Source organism: Pseudomonas artemisiae, from assembly GCF_057128685.1.
This window is the reverse complement of sequence record NZ_JBSKHS010000011.1, coordinates 45,143-59,366: the sequence shown is the minus strand read 5'-3', so window position 1 is coordinate 59,366 and position 14,224 is coordinate 45,143. Positions and strand designations below refer to the sequence as shown.

The 14,224-nt window shown below is 59.2% G+C and carries 19 protein-coding genes; 10 read left to right on the top strand and 9 right to left on the bottom strand.

What is annotated here, in order from left to right; translation table 11 throughout:
• Positions 1-13 precede the first annotated feature (13 nt).
• Entirely contained in the window at positions 14-1,543 is a 1,530-nt protein-coding gene (gene betC / locus ACWKV4_RS14025; RefSeq protein ID WP_483832691.1) for a choline-sulfatase, read from the bottom strand.
• Positions 1,544-1,639: 96 nt separating this feature from the next.
• On the opposite strand from betC, the gene ACWKV4_RS14020 reads away from it, so the two are divergent.
• Both ACWKV4_RS14020 and ACWKV4_RS14015 read left to right on the top strand, forming a co-directional pair.
• Positions 1,640-2,548, top strand: a complete 909-nt coding sequence (locus tag ACWKV4_RS14020) for a choline sulfate utilization transcriptional regulator (protein WP_483832690.1) — start codon at positions 1,640-1,642, stop codon at positions 2,546-2,548.
• On the top strand, positions 2,545-3,042 hold the full coding sequence (locus tag ACWKV4_RS14015) for a hypothetical protein (RefSeq protein WP_483832689.1): 498 nt from the start codon (positions 2,545-2,547) through the stop codon (positions 3,040-3,042). Before ACWKV4_RS14020 ends, ACWKV4_RS14015 begins: the two co-directional genes overlap by 4 nt.
• Positions 3,043-3,078: 36 nt before the next feature.
• Here the strand turns inward: ACWKV4_RS14015 and trpA are convergent, their stop codons facing one another.
• Both trpA and trpB read right to left on the bottom strand, forming a co-directional pair.
• The gene (trpA, locus tag ACWKV4_RS14010) at positions 3,079-3,891 is read right to left on the bottom strand and encodes a tryptophan synthase subunit alpha (protein ID WP_483832688.1); all 813 of its coding nucleotides are present in this window, start codon (positions 3,889-3,891) and stop codon (positions 3,079-3,081) included.
• Positions 3,888-5,108 (bottom strand): tryptophan synthase subunit beta, encoded by a 1,221-nt coding sequence (trpB, locus tag ACWKV4_RS14005; RefSeq protein WP_483832687.1) that lies wholly within the window; start codon positions 5,106-5,108, stop codon positions 3,888-3,890. Before trpB ends, trpA begins: the two co-directional genes overlap by 4 nt.
• A gap of 54 nt (positions 5,109-5,162) precedes the next feature.
• Here trpB and ACWKV4_RS14000 point away from each other — a divergent pair, with 54 nt between their 5' ends.
• Positions 5,163-6,131, top strand: coding sequence for a LysR family transcriptional regulator (locus tag ACWKV4_RS14000; RefSeq protein WP_483832686.1), 969 nt, complete (start codon positions 5,163-5,165; stop codon positions 6,129-6,131).
• On the opposite strand, the gene ACWKV4_RS13995 is transcribed toward ACWKV4_RS14000, so the two are convergent.
• Positions 6,104-6,430 (bottom strand): ElaB/YgaM/YqjD family protein, encoded by a 327-nt coding sequence (locus tag ACWKV4_RS13995; RefSeq protein ID WP_483832685.1) that lies wholly within the window; start codon positions 6,428-6,430, stop codon positions 6,104-6,106. The two genes, ACWKV4_RS14000 and ACWKV4_RS13995, sit on opposite strands and share 28 nt — an antisense overlap.
• Positions 6,431-6,587: 157 nt before the next feature.
• Here ACWKV4_RS13995 and ACWKV4_RS13990 point away from each other — a divergent pair, with 157 nt between their 5' ends.
• Together ACWKV4_RS13990 and ACWKV4_RS13985 are read left to right on the top strand one after the other, a co-directional pair.
• Positions 6,588-6,803 (top strand): dodecin, encoded by a 216-nt coding sequence (locus tag ACWKV4_RS13990; RefSeq protein ID WP_483832684.1) that lies wholly within the window; start codon positions 6,588-6,590, stop codon positions 6,801-6,803.
• 50 nt (positions 6,804-6,853) lie between these two features.
• The gene (locus tag ACWKV4_RS13985; protein ID WP_483832683.1) at positions 6,854-7,075 is read left to right on the top strand and encodes a DUF1161 domain-containing protein; all 222 of its coding nucleotides are present in this window, start codon (positions 6,854-6,856) and stop codon (positions 7,073-7,075) included.
• A gap of 49 nt (positions 7,076-7,124) precedes the next feature.
• Here ACWKV4_RS13985 and ACWKV4_RS13980 read toward each other — a convergent pair whose 3' ends face one another.
• The gene (locus ACWKV4_RS13980; RefSeq protein ID WP_483832682.1) at positions 7,125-8,126 is read right to left on the bottom strand and encodes an LLM class flavin-dependent oxidoreductase; all 1,002 of its coding nucleotides are present in this window, start codon (positions 8,124-8,126) and stop codon (positions 7,125-7,127) included.
• Positions 8,127-8,273: 147 nt separating this feature from the next.
• Between ACWKV4_RS13980 and ACWKV4_RS13975 the strand changes: the two genes are divergently transcribed.
• Complete coding sequence (locus ACWKV4_RS13975) at positions 8,274-8,702, top strand: OsmC family protein (protein WP_483832681.1); 429 nt, start codon at positions 8,274-8,276, stop codon at positions 8,700-8,702.
• Positions 8,703-8,772: 70 nt separating this feature from the next.
• Complete coding sequence (locus ACWKV4_RS13970) at positions 8,773-8,955, top strand: DUF1161 domain-containing protein (protein WP_483832801.1); 183 nt, start codon at positions 8,773-8,775, stop codon at positions 8,953-8,955.
• Between the two features lie 40 nt (positions 8,956-8,995).
• Here the strand turns inward: ACWKV4_RS13970 and ACWKV4_RS13965 are convergent, their stop codons facing one another.
• On the bottom strand, positions 8,996-9,409 hold the full coding sequence (locus ACWKV4_RS13965; protein ID WP_483832680.1) for a PA0061/PA0062 family lipoprotein: 414 nt from the start codon (positions 9,407-9,409) through the stop codon (positions 8,996-8,998).
• 45 nt (positions 9,410-9,454) lie between these two features.
• Positions 9,455-9,868, bottom strand: a complete 414-nt coding sequence (locus ACWKV4_RS13960; RefSeq protein ID WP_483832679.1) for a PA0061/PA0062 family lipoprotein — start codon at positions 9,866-9,868, stop codon at positions 9,455-9,457.
• Positions 9,869-9,940: 72 nt separating this feature from the next.
• Between ACWKV4_RS13960 and ACWKV4_RS13955 the strand changes: the two genes are divergently transcribed.
• Entirely contained in the window at positions 9,941-11,035 is a 1,095-nt protein-coding gene (locus ACWKV4_RS13955; protein ID WP_483832678.1) for an aminopeptidase, read from the top strand.
• On the opposite strand, the gene ACWKV4_RS13950 is transcribed toward ACWKV4_RS13955, so the two are convergent.
• Together ACWKV4_RS13950 and ACWKV4_RS13945 are read right to left on the bottom strand one after the other, a co-directional pair.
• Positions 11,003-11,170, bottom strand: coding sequence for a hypothetical protein (locus ACWKV4_RS13950; protein ID WP_483832677.1), 168 nt, complete (start codon positions 11,168-11,170; stop codon positions 11,003-11,005). The genes ACWKV4_RS13955 and ACWKV4_RS13950 overlap by 33 nt on opposite strands.
• 7 nt (positions 11,171-11,177) lie before the next feature.
• Complete coding sequence (locus ACWKV4_RS13945; RefSeq protein ID WP_483832800.1) at positions 11,178-11,729, bottom strand: gamma carbonic anhydrase family protein; 552 nt, start codon at positions 11,727-11,729, stop codon at positions 11,178-11,180.
• 99 nt (positions 11,730-11,828) lie between these two features.
• Here ACWKV4_RS13945 and prlC point away from each other — a divergent pair, with 99 nt between their 5' ends.
• Both prlC and ACWKV4_RS13935 read left to right on the top strand, forming a co-directional pair.
• Positions 11,829-13,880, top strand: a complete 2,052-nt coding sequence (gene prlC, locus ACWKV4_RS13940) for an oligopeptidase A (protein ID WP_483832676.1) — start codon at positions 11,829-11,831, stop codon at positions 13,878-13,880.
• On the top strand, positions 13,880-14,149 hold the full coding sequence (locus tag ACWKV4_RS13935) for a YheV family putative zinc ribbon protein (RefSeq protein WP_483832799.1): 270 nt from the start codon (positions 13,880-13,882) through the stop codon (positions 14,147-14,149). The genes prlC and ACWKV4_RS13935 overlap by 1 nt, the downstream gene beginning before the upstream one ends.
• Positions 14,150-14,224: the final 75 nt, after the last annotated feature.

The window sequence follows — 14,224 nt, the reverse complement described above, 5'->3', positions numbered from 1 at the left end:
CCTTGATTCTGGTTTAGTTGGCAGGTTGTGGAAAACGCGCCTTACGTTCCAGATCGTCCAGGTCGATATGGTTGCGCATGTATTGCTGACTAGCGTCCACCAGCGGCTGGTGGTCCCAGCTCTTCAGCTTGCCCAACGCTAGCGCCTGGCCTACAACGCGTCGGCGGCGCTGGCTGGCCAGTACCTGGCGGTGGATGGTCGGTATATCCCACTTGGCTCGCGCATCGGCCATGAACTGAGCGAACACCTGGGCATGGCCCGGTGAGTCAGCCAGGTTTTCACGTTCCTCAGGGTCGTTGCGCACATCGAAGAACAAGCACGGGTCGGCTTCGCTGTAGATTAGCTTGTAATCGCCACGGCGGATCATCATCACCGGGCTGATGGTGCCTTCGGCCATATACTCGCCAAATACCTCATCGTGACCGCCCAGGCCTTGCAGGTGGGGCATCAGGGACCGACCGTCCAAGTGCAACCCTGCTTGCGGAGCGCCACCGGCGAGCGCTACCAGGGTGGGCAAAAGGTCCGCGGTAGAAACCGAGGCCGCTACGCGAGAGGGTGTGAACTGGCCAGGGGCCCACACCAGCAAGGGTACCCGCGCGGCCATTTCGAACCAGTGCATTTTGTACCAAAGCCCGCGTTCGCCGAGCATGTCCCCATGGTCACCGCTGAACACGACTACCGTATCGTCCAGCAAGCCTGTTTGCTCAAGTACTTCAAGCAACTTGCCCACCTGATCGTCGATGTAACTGCAAGCCCCGAAATAAGCACGGCGTGCGTCAAGGATTTTTTCCTCCGGCAGTGGTTTGTCCCACAAGTCATACACCTTCATCAGGCGAGTGGATTGAGCATCTTGATCAGCATGAGGCGGTACGTATTGGGGTAGTGGAATATCGCTGTCTTCGTAGCGGTTCCAGTAAGCCTCGGGGATGGTGTAAGGGTCGTGCGGATGAGTCATGGACACCGTCAGGCAAAACGGCTGGCCATCGCCTTTGCGTACATGGTCGTACAGGTACTGCCGCGCTTTGAACACCACTTCGTCATCGAAGTCCAGTTGATTGGTTCGCACACAGGGCCCGGCTTGAAGTACCGAGGCCATGTTGTGGTACCAGCTAGGGCGGGTGTCAGGTTCATCCCAGTTCACTGACCAGCCATAGTCGGCGGGATAGATATCACTGGTCAGGCGTTCTTCGAAGCCATGCAGTTGGTCTGGCCCGCAGAAGTGCATTTTCCCCGACAGCGCCGTGTGATAACCCAACCTGCGCAAATAGTGGGCATAGGTTGGAATATCCCCAGGGAAGTCTGCCGCGTTGTCATAAGCGCCAATCTTGCTAGGTAACTGCCCACTCATCAGGGTAAAACGCGAGGGCGCGCACAGTGGACTGTTGCAATAGGCAGACTCGAACACCACCCCACCCTCGGCCAGGCGAGACAGGTGCGGCATCTTTACTGGCGAAGGCTGATAGAACGGCATTAAGGGCGCGGCCATCTGGTCAGCCATGATGAACAGAATATTCTTGCGTTGTACGGTGGTCGGGCGTTCCATAGGCCTGCCTTATGCCAGGTTGCTTTGCCTCAGCATGCAAGCGCTGGCTGTTTGGGTAAATCCCGCTCCAGCTAATGACTAGGATAAGCACAGGTTATGTTTGCAGCGCTTGGTGAGCTTTCCCTGGACACGCTTCGTACGTTCGAAGCGGCAGCCCGTCATTGCAGCTTTACCGCAGCGGCGATGGAGCTGGGTACCACTCAGCCAGCCATTAGCCAGCAAATCAAACGGCTGGAAGGGCAATTGAAGCTGCGCCTGTTCGACCGGGTGTACCGGGGCATTGCGCTGACCGAAACCGGGCACCGCCTGTACCAACAGGTTGCTGAAGGCTTGCACTGCATCGAAGGCGGGCTATTGGAAGCGGCCAGTCATGGGCACCATGAGGTACTGCAAGTGGCTACGGACTTCGCTTTTGCGGCGTACTGGCTGATGCCCCGCCTGCATCGCTTCCACCAGGCCCATCCCCAGGTTGATGTGAGTATCGTGACTAGCGAGCGTACTCAAGCCATGCTGCGCAGCGATACCGATATCGCTATTTTGTTCGGCGATGGGCGTGTTCCGGGCCATGGCAAAAGCCAATGGCTGTTCAACGAAGAGGTATTTCCAGTGTGCAGCCCTGGCTTGCTTAAAGGGCATGCACTACCGCTGCCCCCGGCCACCCTGCGTAACCTGCCTTTGCTGCATTTGCGAAGCAGCGCGGGCAACCGCTGGTTCGATTGGGCCGGGTTGTTTCAAGCCTTGAACATCCCTTCGGCGCCTGCGCCTGGCCAACTGCGCTTCGACAATTACACCTTGCTGATCCAGGCCGCTATCGGCGGCCAAGGGGTCGCCATCGGCTGGCGGCACTTGGTAGATGACCTGATAGAGCAAGGCTTGCTGTGCCGCCCGGTAGCGGCCAGCGTACGTTCAGCCTTGGGTTACCACTTGGTATTGCCGCCCCGTAAACGCCGAGGCCGCATGATAGACCGCTTCGTAGAGTGGTTGATGGCGGAGCAGGCGGTATGAGTCAAAGCAAAAGTGCGCCCTTCGCCATCGAGGCACGGGCCTTTCGCCTGGCCCGGTGGTTCAGCCATAACTTCTGGGTGCTACGGGGGCCTGAAGGGCAATGGCTGGGTGAGCTGCATGGCCTGGCCACGGACCGCCGCACTGGGCGCCCGGTGCCTATTGGTTACGTGCGTCGGCACAGGCTACGAGCTTGGCACTTTTCCCCTGCCCTGGCAGTGACCCTATGCAAGCCAGGGCAGCCTGCCGTGAGGGTATTTGAAGGAAAGGAAGCGGTTGTGCGTGAGCGCTGGGCGCAGGCGCTGGACTGCATTGGGCCGATCAACCGGCTGGACCTGCCCTACCCCGCCGGAGGCATTGGGCTATGGCGCATGCCCTGCAACAGTAATTCGGTCTTCCGTTGCTTTGCCCAGGCCATGGGCTTGCTGGTGCCTCGCTTTCCTGGCCTATGGCAACCAGGCCTAGACTGCCCGATTGCCCTGGCCCCAAAGCGCTAAAATCGACAGGGACACTGTACCCACAACATTTTTTATCTAGGCGCTACGTGCGCCGCGTACACCTTCGGCCAATTCGCCACACAGGGCCAATACGTCGTTTACCGCCTGCCGCGCATCGGCCGCCTTGGCGATTTTGTCTACCAGGGCCGAACCCACCACTACACCATCAGCCAGGCGCGCGATGGCCGCGGCCTGTTCGGGCGTGCGTATGCCAAAGCCTACGCTGACAGGCAATGTAGTGTGCTTGCGCAAGCGCGCCACTGCAGCCGTAACCTGTTCACTGGTGCCGGACCCTGCACCGGTAACACCGGCCACGGACACGTAGTAAACAAAGCCAGAGCTACGCTCCAACACCCTTGGCAGACGGCTGTCATCGGTGGTGGGGGTGGTCAGGCGGATAAAGTCGATCCCGGCGGCCTGAGCTGGCGTAGCCAATTCGGCGTCGTGTTCGGGCGGCAAATCCACCACGATCAGGCCGTCGACCCCAGCTTCACGCGCCTGCGCTACAAAGGCCTCCACGCCAAAGCGGTGAATAGGGTTGTAGTACCCCATCAACACGATAGGCGTAGTGTTGTCGCCCTGCCGGAACGCCCGGACCATTTCCAGGGTTTTCATCAGGGTTTGGCCTGCTTTCAAGGCGCGCAGGGTCGCTAGCTGAATCGCCACGCCATCAGCCATGGGGTCAGTGAAGGGCATGCCCAACTCGATTACATCCGCGCCGGCAGCCGGCAGGCCCTTGAGGATTTCCAGCGAAGCGTCATAGCCAGGGTCGCCAGCGGTGACGAAGGTCACCAGGGCAGCACGGCCTTCGGCCTTGAGGTCATCAAAACGTTGTTCAAGGCGGCTCATGCTTGCTTCTCCTGCTGGGCGGCCATATGGCTCATCACGGTGTGCATGTCCTTGTCGCCACGGCCAGACAAACAGATGACCATCAAGTGATCCTTGGGCAAGGTAGGGGCCAGGCGGATGGCTTCGGCAACGGCATGGGCCGTTTCCAGAGCAGGAATGATGCCTTCGGTACGGCACGTAACATGGAAGGCCGCCAAGGCTTCTTCGTCGGTGATGCTGACGTATTCGACACGCTTGATCTCATGCAGCCAGGCATGTTCCGGGCCGATGCCAGGGTAATCCAGCCCGGCGGAAATCGAATGCGCGTCGTTGATCTGGCCGTCTTGGTCTTGCAGCAGGTAGGTGCGGTTGCCGTGCAGCACGCCCGGCACACCGCCATTGAGGCTTGCCGCGTGCTGCTTGGTGGTCACGCCATGGCCGCCAGCTTCCACGCCGATGATCCTTACACTGCTGTCGTCCAGGAAGGGGTGGAACAGGCCCATGGCGTTGGAACCGCCGCCCACGCAGGCCACCAGGCTATCAGGCAGGCGACCTTCCTTCTCAAGCAGTTGCTCACGGGTTTCCTTGCCAATGATGGACTGGAAATCCCGCACCATGGCCGGGTAGGGGTGAGGGCCGGCAACGGTCCCGATCAGGTAGAAGGTGTCTTCCACGTTAGTAACCCAGTCGCGCAGTGCTTCGTTCATGGCGTCTTTAAGGGTACCGGTGCCTGAAGTAACCGGCACGATCTCGGCGCCCAGTAGCCGCATGCGGAATACATTGGCCTGCTGGCGCTCAATGTCGGTAGCGCCCATGTAAATCACGCACGGCAGCCCGAAGCGGGCCGCCACGGTAGCGGTTGCCACGCCATGCATGCCCGCGCCGGTTTCAGCGATCAGCCGCTTTTTACCCATGCGCTTGGCCAACAGCACCTGGCCAATGCAGTTGTTTACCTTGTGAGCACCGGTATGGTTAAGCTCTTCGCGCTTGAAATAAATCTTCGCGCCACCGCAGTACTCAGTAAGCCGTTCGGCGAAGTACAAAGGGTTGGGGCGGCCAATGTAATCACGCTGGAAGTACGCCAGTTCTTCCAGGAAAGCTGGGTCCTGCTTGGCCGCCTCGTACTCGCGGGCCAAGTCCAGGATCAGCGGCATCAGCGTTTCAGCGACATAGCGGCCGCCGAAACTGCCAAATAAGCCATTGGCGTCGGGGCCGTTGCGCAGGGTGTGAGCGTTCATGGCAAGCTTCCAGGCAAATGTCAGATGGGTAGACTTTAACCACGACAGTAGCGATTGAAAACCGATAAGATCGCATCAACCTGTAAGGAAAACTCACAGATCATGAGTCGCGACCTCCCCTCGCTCAATGCCTTGCGCGCATTCGAAGCCACTGCCCGCCTGGGTAGCCTAAGCCAGGCCGCACGGCAGCTGAACGTTACCCATGGCGCCATTAGCCGACAGCTCAAGGCCTTGGAAGCTGAATTGGGGATCGCCTTGTTTAACAAGGAAGGCCGTGGCCTTAAGCTCACAGACGCAGGCCTTCGTTTGCGTGATGCCAGCACTGAGGCATTCGATGGCCTGCGTGAGGTGTGCGCCGAATTGGCCGTGGATGAGGCCAGCGCGCCTTTTGTGTTGGGGTGTTCCGGTAGCCTGCTGGCGCGTTGGTTTATTCCCAGGCTCGGGCGCTTGAACGCAGACCTGCCGGATTTACGCTTGCACCTATCAGCGGGAGAAGGCGACCTGGACCCTAAAAGCCCCGGGATTGACGCCCTACTGGTGTTCGCAGAGCCGCCTTGGCCAGCGGATGTACTGGTTTACACATTGTTGCCCGAATATGTAGGCCCGGTACTCAGCCCTCATTACCGGGGGAGCGCCGCGCTAACGGATGCATCGGCAAATGCGTTGATGAACGAGACGTTGCTACAAACCGCGTCTCGACCGCAGGCATGGCCTAATTGGGCGCGCGCCCAAGGGCTTGAAAGCGATGAGCTGGTGTTCAGCCAGAGTTTCGAGCATTTGTACTATTTGCTTGAGGCTGCGGTCGCGGGGCTTGGCGTGGCCATTGCCCCGCGCGCCTTGGTGGCTGATGACCTGCAGGCCGGGCGGCTGGTGGCGCCTTGGGGTTTTTCGCAAACCCCAGCCAGCCTGGCCCTGTGGGTGCCACGCCGCCGAGCTGGGCGCCGCGCCGAGCGCCTGGCTGGATGGTTACAGCTGGAACTGGCGCGTCAGGCCGCTCAGTTGGAGCGCTTGCACATCAGGTAGGCAGCCAGCAGACCCGCGGCGCCAACGGCGATGCCAGCGGTGGTCAGCGGGTGCTCTTGAGCATATTCCTTGGTGGCAATGCTGGTTTCACGGGTCTTGACCTTCACGTCTTCATACACGTCAGCTAACAGGCTGCGGGAATGCTTGAGCGCGGTTTCAGCGTTGGCTTTGAGCGCCTTCAAGGTTTTGCGGGACTCTTCCGAGGTGTCGCCCTTGAGGCCTTCCAGCGAACGAAGCAGGCTTTCGATTTCTGTTTCCATGCTTTGCAGCGACGCTTTACGCAGCGAATTATTAGCCATGTCTTACACTCCTGCTTGGTAGTTGCGGTGTAAAGGTCCGACTACGCCGCTTCGTAAAAGTGCGGCCGTCGTGAACTTTTGCCTGTGTTGAGCGAACAGATGTAAACGTAGCCATCAGCCCTTGCCGGTGGCAATGCTACTGACCTAGGAGCCGCATATGAGTGATCATCACACCTACAAGAAGGTCGACATTGTTGGGTCGTCCACCACCAGCATTGACAACGCCATCCAAAATGCGATTGCAGAAGCGTCCAAAACCATTGAGAACATGCAGTGGTTTGAAGTGACCGAAACACGCGGCCACATTGAGGACGGGAAAGTGGCACATTTCCAAGTCACCATGAAGGTGGGCTTCAAGATCGAAAACAGCTGATGGGTACCGGCGCAGCCGGCTTTGTTCAAATCGATTGAAGGATCATGACGATGAAAAAAGTATTGTTGGCAGCAGTGATGTTCAGCCTGACTGGCAGCGCCTTGGCCGCGGGCAAATCGTGCGATGAGCTAAAAGGCGAAATCGACGCGAAGATCCAGGCCAAGGGGGCCTCGGGCTATTCCCTGGAAGTCGTCGACAAGGGCAGCGCAGCCGATGGCAAGGTAGTTGGCAGCTGTGAAGGCGGTACTAAAGAGATCGTCTACAAGCGCTAATGTGCTAGCCGCCGTTATGCCCGGGTTAGGGCTAACGGCGGCGGTCGTCTTAACCCCGCATTACGTTGGCGAGTAGCTCATAGGACTTCACACGGTCTGCATGCTCGTACAGGTCACAGGTAAAGATCAGCTCGTCTGCCTGGGTTTGCTCTAGCAGCACATCAAGCTTGGCGCGGATTTTTTGTGGGCTACCGATCATTGCCATCCCTAAGAAGCTTCCTACCGCATCCTTTTCGTGTGGCAACCACAGGCCCTGCATCGTCTCGACTGGAGGTTGCAGCATCAGCGTCTCGCCACGGATCAGGTTCAGGATGCGCTGATACACTGAAGTGGCCAGGTAATCCGCGCGTTCGTCCGACTCCGCCGCCACCAAAGGGATGCCCAGCATTACGTAGGGCCTATCCAGCACGGCGGATGGCGTGAAATGGTCTCGATAGACCCGGATAGCTTCATGCATCATTCGCGGCGCAAAATGCGAAGCAAAGGCATAGGGCAAGCCGCGCATACCAGCCAGTTGAGCGCTGAACAAGCTTGAACCCAGCAGCCAGACCGGCACATGGGTACCAACGCCCGGTACTGCTACTACCCGTTGGCCAGGCGTGCGCTCCCCCAGGTAATGCATCAGCTCTTCGACATCCTGTGGAAAGTCATCGGCACTGCCGCTGCGCTCGCGGCGCAATGCCCGAGCCGTTAGCTGATCGGAACCTGGCGCGCGCCCTAGGCCCAGGTCGATTCGGCCAGGATAGAGGCTTTCCAGCGTGCCAAATTGTTCGGCGATCACCAGTGGCGCGTGGTTGGGCAGCATCACACCCCCGGAACCGATACGAATGCGGCTGGTACCACCGGCAAGATAGCCCAGTAGTACAGAGGTAGCTGAACTGGCGATACCGTCCATGTTGTGGTGCTCGGCTACCCAGAAACGGTTGTAGCCAAGGCGTTCGGCGTGTTGCGCCAAATCCAGTGAATTACGCAACGCTTGGGCAGGCCCGGTCTCTTTGCGAACGGGTACCAGGTCCAGCGCAGAATATTTAACCTCGGATAATGCTTTCATAACGACTCCAAAAAGAGACACCCCCGCGCCTTTTCTTGTCTGATAACACAGTGAACGTTTTGATCCGCTTTCGCAAATCCGCGCTGAACTTGCCCAGGCCGTTCCCCTCTGAAAATGAGACAGCTCTAAATAGCGAGGATTCTAAGCATGACCATCAAGAAAGCATCAGCGGTGTGGAAAGGCGACCTGAAGACGGGCCAGGGTGAAATCTCGACTGAAACCGGTGTACTGAAAAGTGCCCCGTATGGCTTTAAGGCTCGTTTCGAAAACGGCCCTGGCACCAACCCTGAAGAACTGATCGGTGCAGCCCATGCGGGTTGTTTCTCCATGGCGTTGTCGATGATCCTGGGTGAAGCAGGCTTGACCGCAGATGAGATTAAAACGAGCGCTGACGTGACCCTGGATAAGCAAGCAGACGGCTTTGCAATCACCAAGGTTCACTTGACCCTTGTTGCTACCGTACCCGGCGCAACCGAAGAGCAATTCCTTGAATTGGCTAACAAGGCTAAGGAAGGTTGCCCGGTATCCAAGGTACTCAAAGGCGCGGAGATTACCCTCGATGCCAAACTGGCCTAAGGGTAACGAACCGGGCACCCTTGCCAAGGCCTTGATAGCTGGGGCGTTCGCCCTGGCTGCTACCAGCGCTATGGCAGCGCCCAAGGACTGCACCGAGTTGAAGGCTGAGATCGAAGCGAAGATCCAGGCCCAGGGCGTGGTGGCCTATACCCTGGAAGTAGTCCCCGCCGCCGAGGCAAAAGACCCCAGTATGGTGGTAGGTAGCTGCGATAACGGCACACAACGGATTCTTTATCAGAAGAACGATATCTAGGGCGGCTGTCTGTGATCCAGCCCATCCCGCTTAGGGATTTCTAGAACAGACAGTTCACATTGTCTTCTGTTGCCACCTTTTTGCCCTGTGGGTCATAGAGATACGCATAGGTCTGGAACGCCATGTTGCGTGCCTCCAAGCGGTAACGCTGGCCGGCCTGGAAACCATCGTAGTGCAGCGTGATATAGCAGACGCGCTCTGATGGTTGTCCCAGGGGCAACATGGACTGAATCACCTCATAATCGAAGCGCACCATCAGTTCGTGGGGCCCAGGGGCCACCTGAAAGTAGCGCCCATCGTTCAAGCGCTGGCCATCCAGCCGCTCGGCCATAACCAGCTTGCCCGTTCGAGTGAAAAACTCGATCCAGGCCTTGCCAGGGTCGTGGGCGGGTAGAGGGGTGTTAGCGCACCCAGTGAGTAACATAAGTGCGCCGATCAGGGCATATGGGTACATAGAACGGCCTCCTTGGAGGCATGGATGATACCCCGCCCCTTTGCCTTAGGCGCCCTGACAACCTGCAGGTTGCGCCCGGCCTACCAAGCGGCGTTGCTGATCATACAGTTTGGCCCATGGGGTGAAGCCAAGGCTGCCGGCTTCTAGTTGATAGCGTTCACCGGCATTGAAATTAGCGTATTTGATGTTCAGTTGGCAGTCCCGAGATAGCGGCGGCGCCTGCGGACCGATGTTGTCGGGCGCCACAGTGAACTGATAACGCACGGTCAGCTCATGACTACCTGGCTGCACTTCGAAGTAACGTGGGTCATCCTGGGCTTGCGCGTCTACCTGCTGTGCGTGCAAGGCATTGGTTTCCGGCACCTGCAGGTCAACCCAGGCTTGGCTTGGGTCGGGTTTGGGCAAGCCCATGCAGCCAGACAGCGTTAACAAGGCGGCGAGTACTAAGATTTTACGCATTTAGGAGGCTCCAGCAGGCATGATAGGCCCTTGCGAAACCCCTCCCTGGGCGACTCGAAGACGGCCTGCCATATGTTCGCGATTGTTGTCAGGCGTTCACGCCACGGCTCACTCGACCGCTTTTATCGGGTGTTGGTTCCCCTGCTCAGTGCCTTTCTGCTCAGTGGTTGTACCACGGTTGAGTACTATCAGCAGCTCGCCGCGGGGCAATTATCCTTGCTCCGTGCCCGCGAGCCTGTGGCCCAAGTGATCGCCGACCCCCGCCGCGATCCAAGCCTGCGAGCTCGCCTTGCTGAGGCAGAGCGTGCAAGGGCATTTGCCAGTGAACACTTGGCCTTGCCAGATAACCGCAGCTATCGGCTGTACGCAGACCTTCATCGTCCCTTCGTGGTATGGAACCTCTTTGCCACGACGGAATTTTCCCTTGTCCCGATCCAGCAGTGCTTTCCCATCGCTGGCTGCGTGGCCTACCGTGGTTATTATCAGCCAGGCCGTGCCCGTGGCGCCGCCGCGCTTTTGCGCCAGCAAGGGCTGGACGTTTATATCGGGGGGGTAGAGGCTTACTCCACCCTGGGTTGGTTCGACGACCCTATTCTCAGCACCATGCTGGGCTGGGGTAGCGAGCGCCTGGCAACGCTGATCTTCCATGAGTTGGCTCACCAACGCTTTTACCTGGCCGGGGATACACCCTTCAATGAGTCCTTCGCCACCTTCGTGGAGCAGGAAGGCACCCGCCAATGGCGTGCCGCGCGGGGCTTGCCACCTCTGGGTGAAGCCCAGAACGGCCGCCGGAAAGCCTTTGTGCAATTGGTGCTTGGCCTGCGTCAGCGCCTTGAAGCCCTGTACGCCCAGCCTCTGGCGCCGGAGGTCATGCGCCAGGCCAAGGCCGAGCAGATCGAGCGCTTGCGTCGGGATTATCGCCAACTTCGTGATAGCCAGTGGGGGGGCGAGGGGCCGTTCGATGCGTGGGTTCAAGGCCCTATCAATAACGCCAAGCTACTGCCTTTCGGCCTTTACGAGCAGTGGGTACCCGCCTTCGCCGCCCTCTATAACCAAGCCGGGCGCGATTGGCCCAGGTTTTATCAGGCAGTACGAGCGCTGGGCAAGTTGCCCGCGCCTGAGCGTCAACAAGCCTTACAAGCGCTGCTCGATAAAGGCCCTGTTTAGCCCGGCCAGGGTGTGAAAATAAAACGCCGGCGCCTCGGCGTTCAACGCCTCGAAGTTGCCCAACCCCTGGGTGGTGCCGTCGCGTGGGCCGGTCAGGGTACCGTCCAGGTCGAACAGGATTGTGTTGTAGCGCATAAAGGGCTCAGGCGAGGGGTTGATCGAAGCCTTCGGCCAAGTGCTGTCCCTTGAGCTTGACGTAGTTACTCGCGGTATAGCTGAAGAAACCGCGTTCTTTATCGGTCAGCGGCCGCGCCTGTTTGACTGGGCTACCGATATATAAAAACCCACTTTGCAACACCTTACCAGGCGGTACCAGGCTGCCCGCGCCAATGATCACGTCGTCTTCGACTACCGCGCCATCCATGACCGTACTGCCCATGCCCACTAGAATCCGGTTGCCCAGGGTACAGCCGTGGAGGATGACCTTATGGCCGATGGTCACCTCATCACCGATGATCAGCGGGAAACCACCCTCGTTGTAGGGCCCGGCATGGGTGATATGCAGTACGCTGCCATCCTGCACGCTGGTCCGCTTACCGATGCGGATCTTGTGCATATCGCCACGAATCACGGTCAGAGGCCAGACGGAGCTATCCTCGCCGATGTGCACGTTTCCAATGACCACCGCGCTGGCGTCGACAAAGGCGCGTGGGCCTAAAAGGGGGCTGGCCCCAGCGAATGTGCGAATCACGATAGTCTCCCTCTCTGCTCATGATAGTACCCACCGGTGCTGCGGAGGGCGGTGTTTGTAATAAGATGACCGGTGTTTCCTTTCAAGCCAAGGTGTGTGACCGTGACCGAGACCAATCCGCTGCTTCAGCCTTACGACCTGGCGCCGTTTTCGGCGATCCTTCCTGAGCACGTGCAGCCGGCGATCGAGCGTATTCTTGCGGACAACCGCGCGGCGGTTGGCGCCCTGCTTGAACAGCAAGGCCGCGAGCCCACGTGGGAAGGCCTGGTCCTGGCCATGGACGAACTCAACGACCGCCTCGGTGCCGCGTGGAGCCCGGTGAGCCACCTCAATGCCGTCTGCAACAGCCCCGAGCTGCGCCAGGCGTATGAAGCCTGCCTGCCGGCCTTGAGTGCCTACTCCACCGAGCTTGGCCAGAACCGCGCGCTGTTCGATGCTTTCCAGGCGCTGGCCAATAGCCCAGCCAGCCGGCACTTTGACGTTGCGCAAAAAACCATCATCGAGCATTCCCTGCGAGACTTCCGCCTGTCAGGCATCGACCTCCCGCCAGAGCAGCAAAAACGCTATGCCGAGGTGCAGAGCAAGCTGTCCGAGTTGGGCAGCAAGTTCTCCAACCAGTTGTTGGACGCTACCCAGGCCTGGACCAAGCACGTAACGAACGAAAGCACGCTGGCTGGCCTGACGGCCTCTGCCAAGGCCCAGATGGCTGCCGCGGCCCAGGCCAAGGCGCTTGACGGGTGGTTGATCACCCTGGAGTTTCCTAGCTATTACGCGGTCATGACTTACGCTGAAGATCGCGCCCTGCGTGAAGAGGTGTACACCGCCTATTGCACGCGCGCCTCCGACCAAGGGCCCAATGCTGGCCAGAACGACAATGGCCCGGTGATGGAAGCGATCCTCAGCCTGCGCCAAGAGCTGGCCCACCTGCTGGGCTTCGCCAACTTCGCGGAACTGAGCCTGGCTACCAAGATGGCGGAATCCAGTGACCATGTGCTGGGCTTCTTGCGTGACCTGGCTCAGCGTAGCAAACCCTACGCAGCCAAAGACCTGGAGCAGCTCAAGGCCTATGCCGCCGAACAAGGCTGCCCAGACCTGCAAAGTTGGGACAGTGGCTTTTACGGCGAAAAGCTGCGTGAGCAGCGCTATAGCGTGTCCCAAGAAGCCCTGAGGGCTTACTTCCCGGTGGATAAGGTTCTGGGTGGGCTGTTCGCCATCGTCCAGCGCTTGTATGGAATCGAGATCGCTGAAGTCACTGGCTTCGATAAGTGGCACCCAGACGTACGCCTGTTCGAGATTAAAGAAAACGGCGAGCATGTGGGCCGTTTCTTCTTTGACCTCTACGCACGCGCTAACAAGCGTGGTGGTGCCTGGATGGACGGTGCCAAAGACCGCCGCCGTACCGCCAGTGGCCAGTTGCAAAGCCCCGTGGCCAACCTGGTGTGCAACTTCACGCCGGCCGCGCCGGGCAAGCCTGCATTGCTGACGCACGATGAAGTGACCACCCTCTTCCATGAGTTTGGCCATGGCTTGCACCACCTGCTGACCCGTATCGAACACGCTGGGGTGTCAGGCATCAATGGTGTGGCGTGGGACGCGGTAGAGCTGCCGAGCCAGTTCATGGAAAACTGGTGCTGGGAGCCTGAGGGCTTGGCGTTGATGTCCGGGCACTATGAAACTGGCGAGCCCCTGCCTCAAGACCTGCTGCAGAAAATGCTCGCGGCCAAGAATTTCCAGTCGGGCCTGATGATGGTACGCCAACTGGAGTTTTCGCTGTTCGACTTCGAGCTGCACGCGACCCATGGTGATGGACGTAGCCCGCTGCAAGTGCTTGAGCAGATTCGCGACCAGGTTTCGGTCATGCGCCCGCCTGCGTATAACCGTTTTCCTAACAGCTTTGCGCATATCTTCGCTGGGGGCTATGCGGCCGGCTACTACAGCTATAAATGGGCTGAAGTACTGTCCGCCGATGCGTTCTCCCGCTTCGAAGAAGAAGGCGTGCTCAACCCGGAAACGGGCCGTGCGTTTCGTGAAGCCATCCTCGCTCGGGGCGGGTCCCAGGCACCCTTGGTGCTGTTCACGGACTTCCGCGGTCGGGAGCCTTCCATCGATGCCTTGCTTCGCCACAGTGGGCTGGTGGAAGGCGAGGCGGCGTGATGGAGGGTGTGGTGAAAACCCAGAAGCGGTTTATCGCTGGGGCGGTATGCCCGGCGTGCAGCGAAATGGACAAACTCATGATGTGGAGCGAAGACGACGTTCCGCACCGTGAGTGCGTGGCCTGTGGTTATGCCGACACCTTAAATGCCCAAGGCCAGTCCATTCCCAAGGAGTTGGGTACCCGGGTTAACCAGGGGCAGCCCAAGCCTCCGCAGCCCAAGGTGCAGACCGTGCAGTTCTTTCCGAATCCGAAGCTGAAAAAGCCCTAGCCAGTACTCTCAAGCGGGATTGTAGGAGCCGTCCCGCCGCCAAGGCGCCGCGCTGTCGTTGCCCTGGCGCCGCTC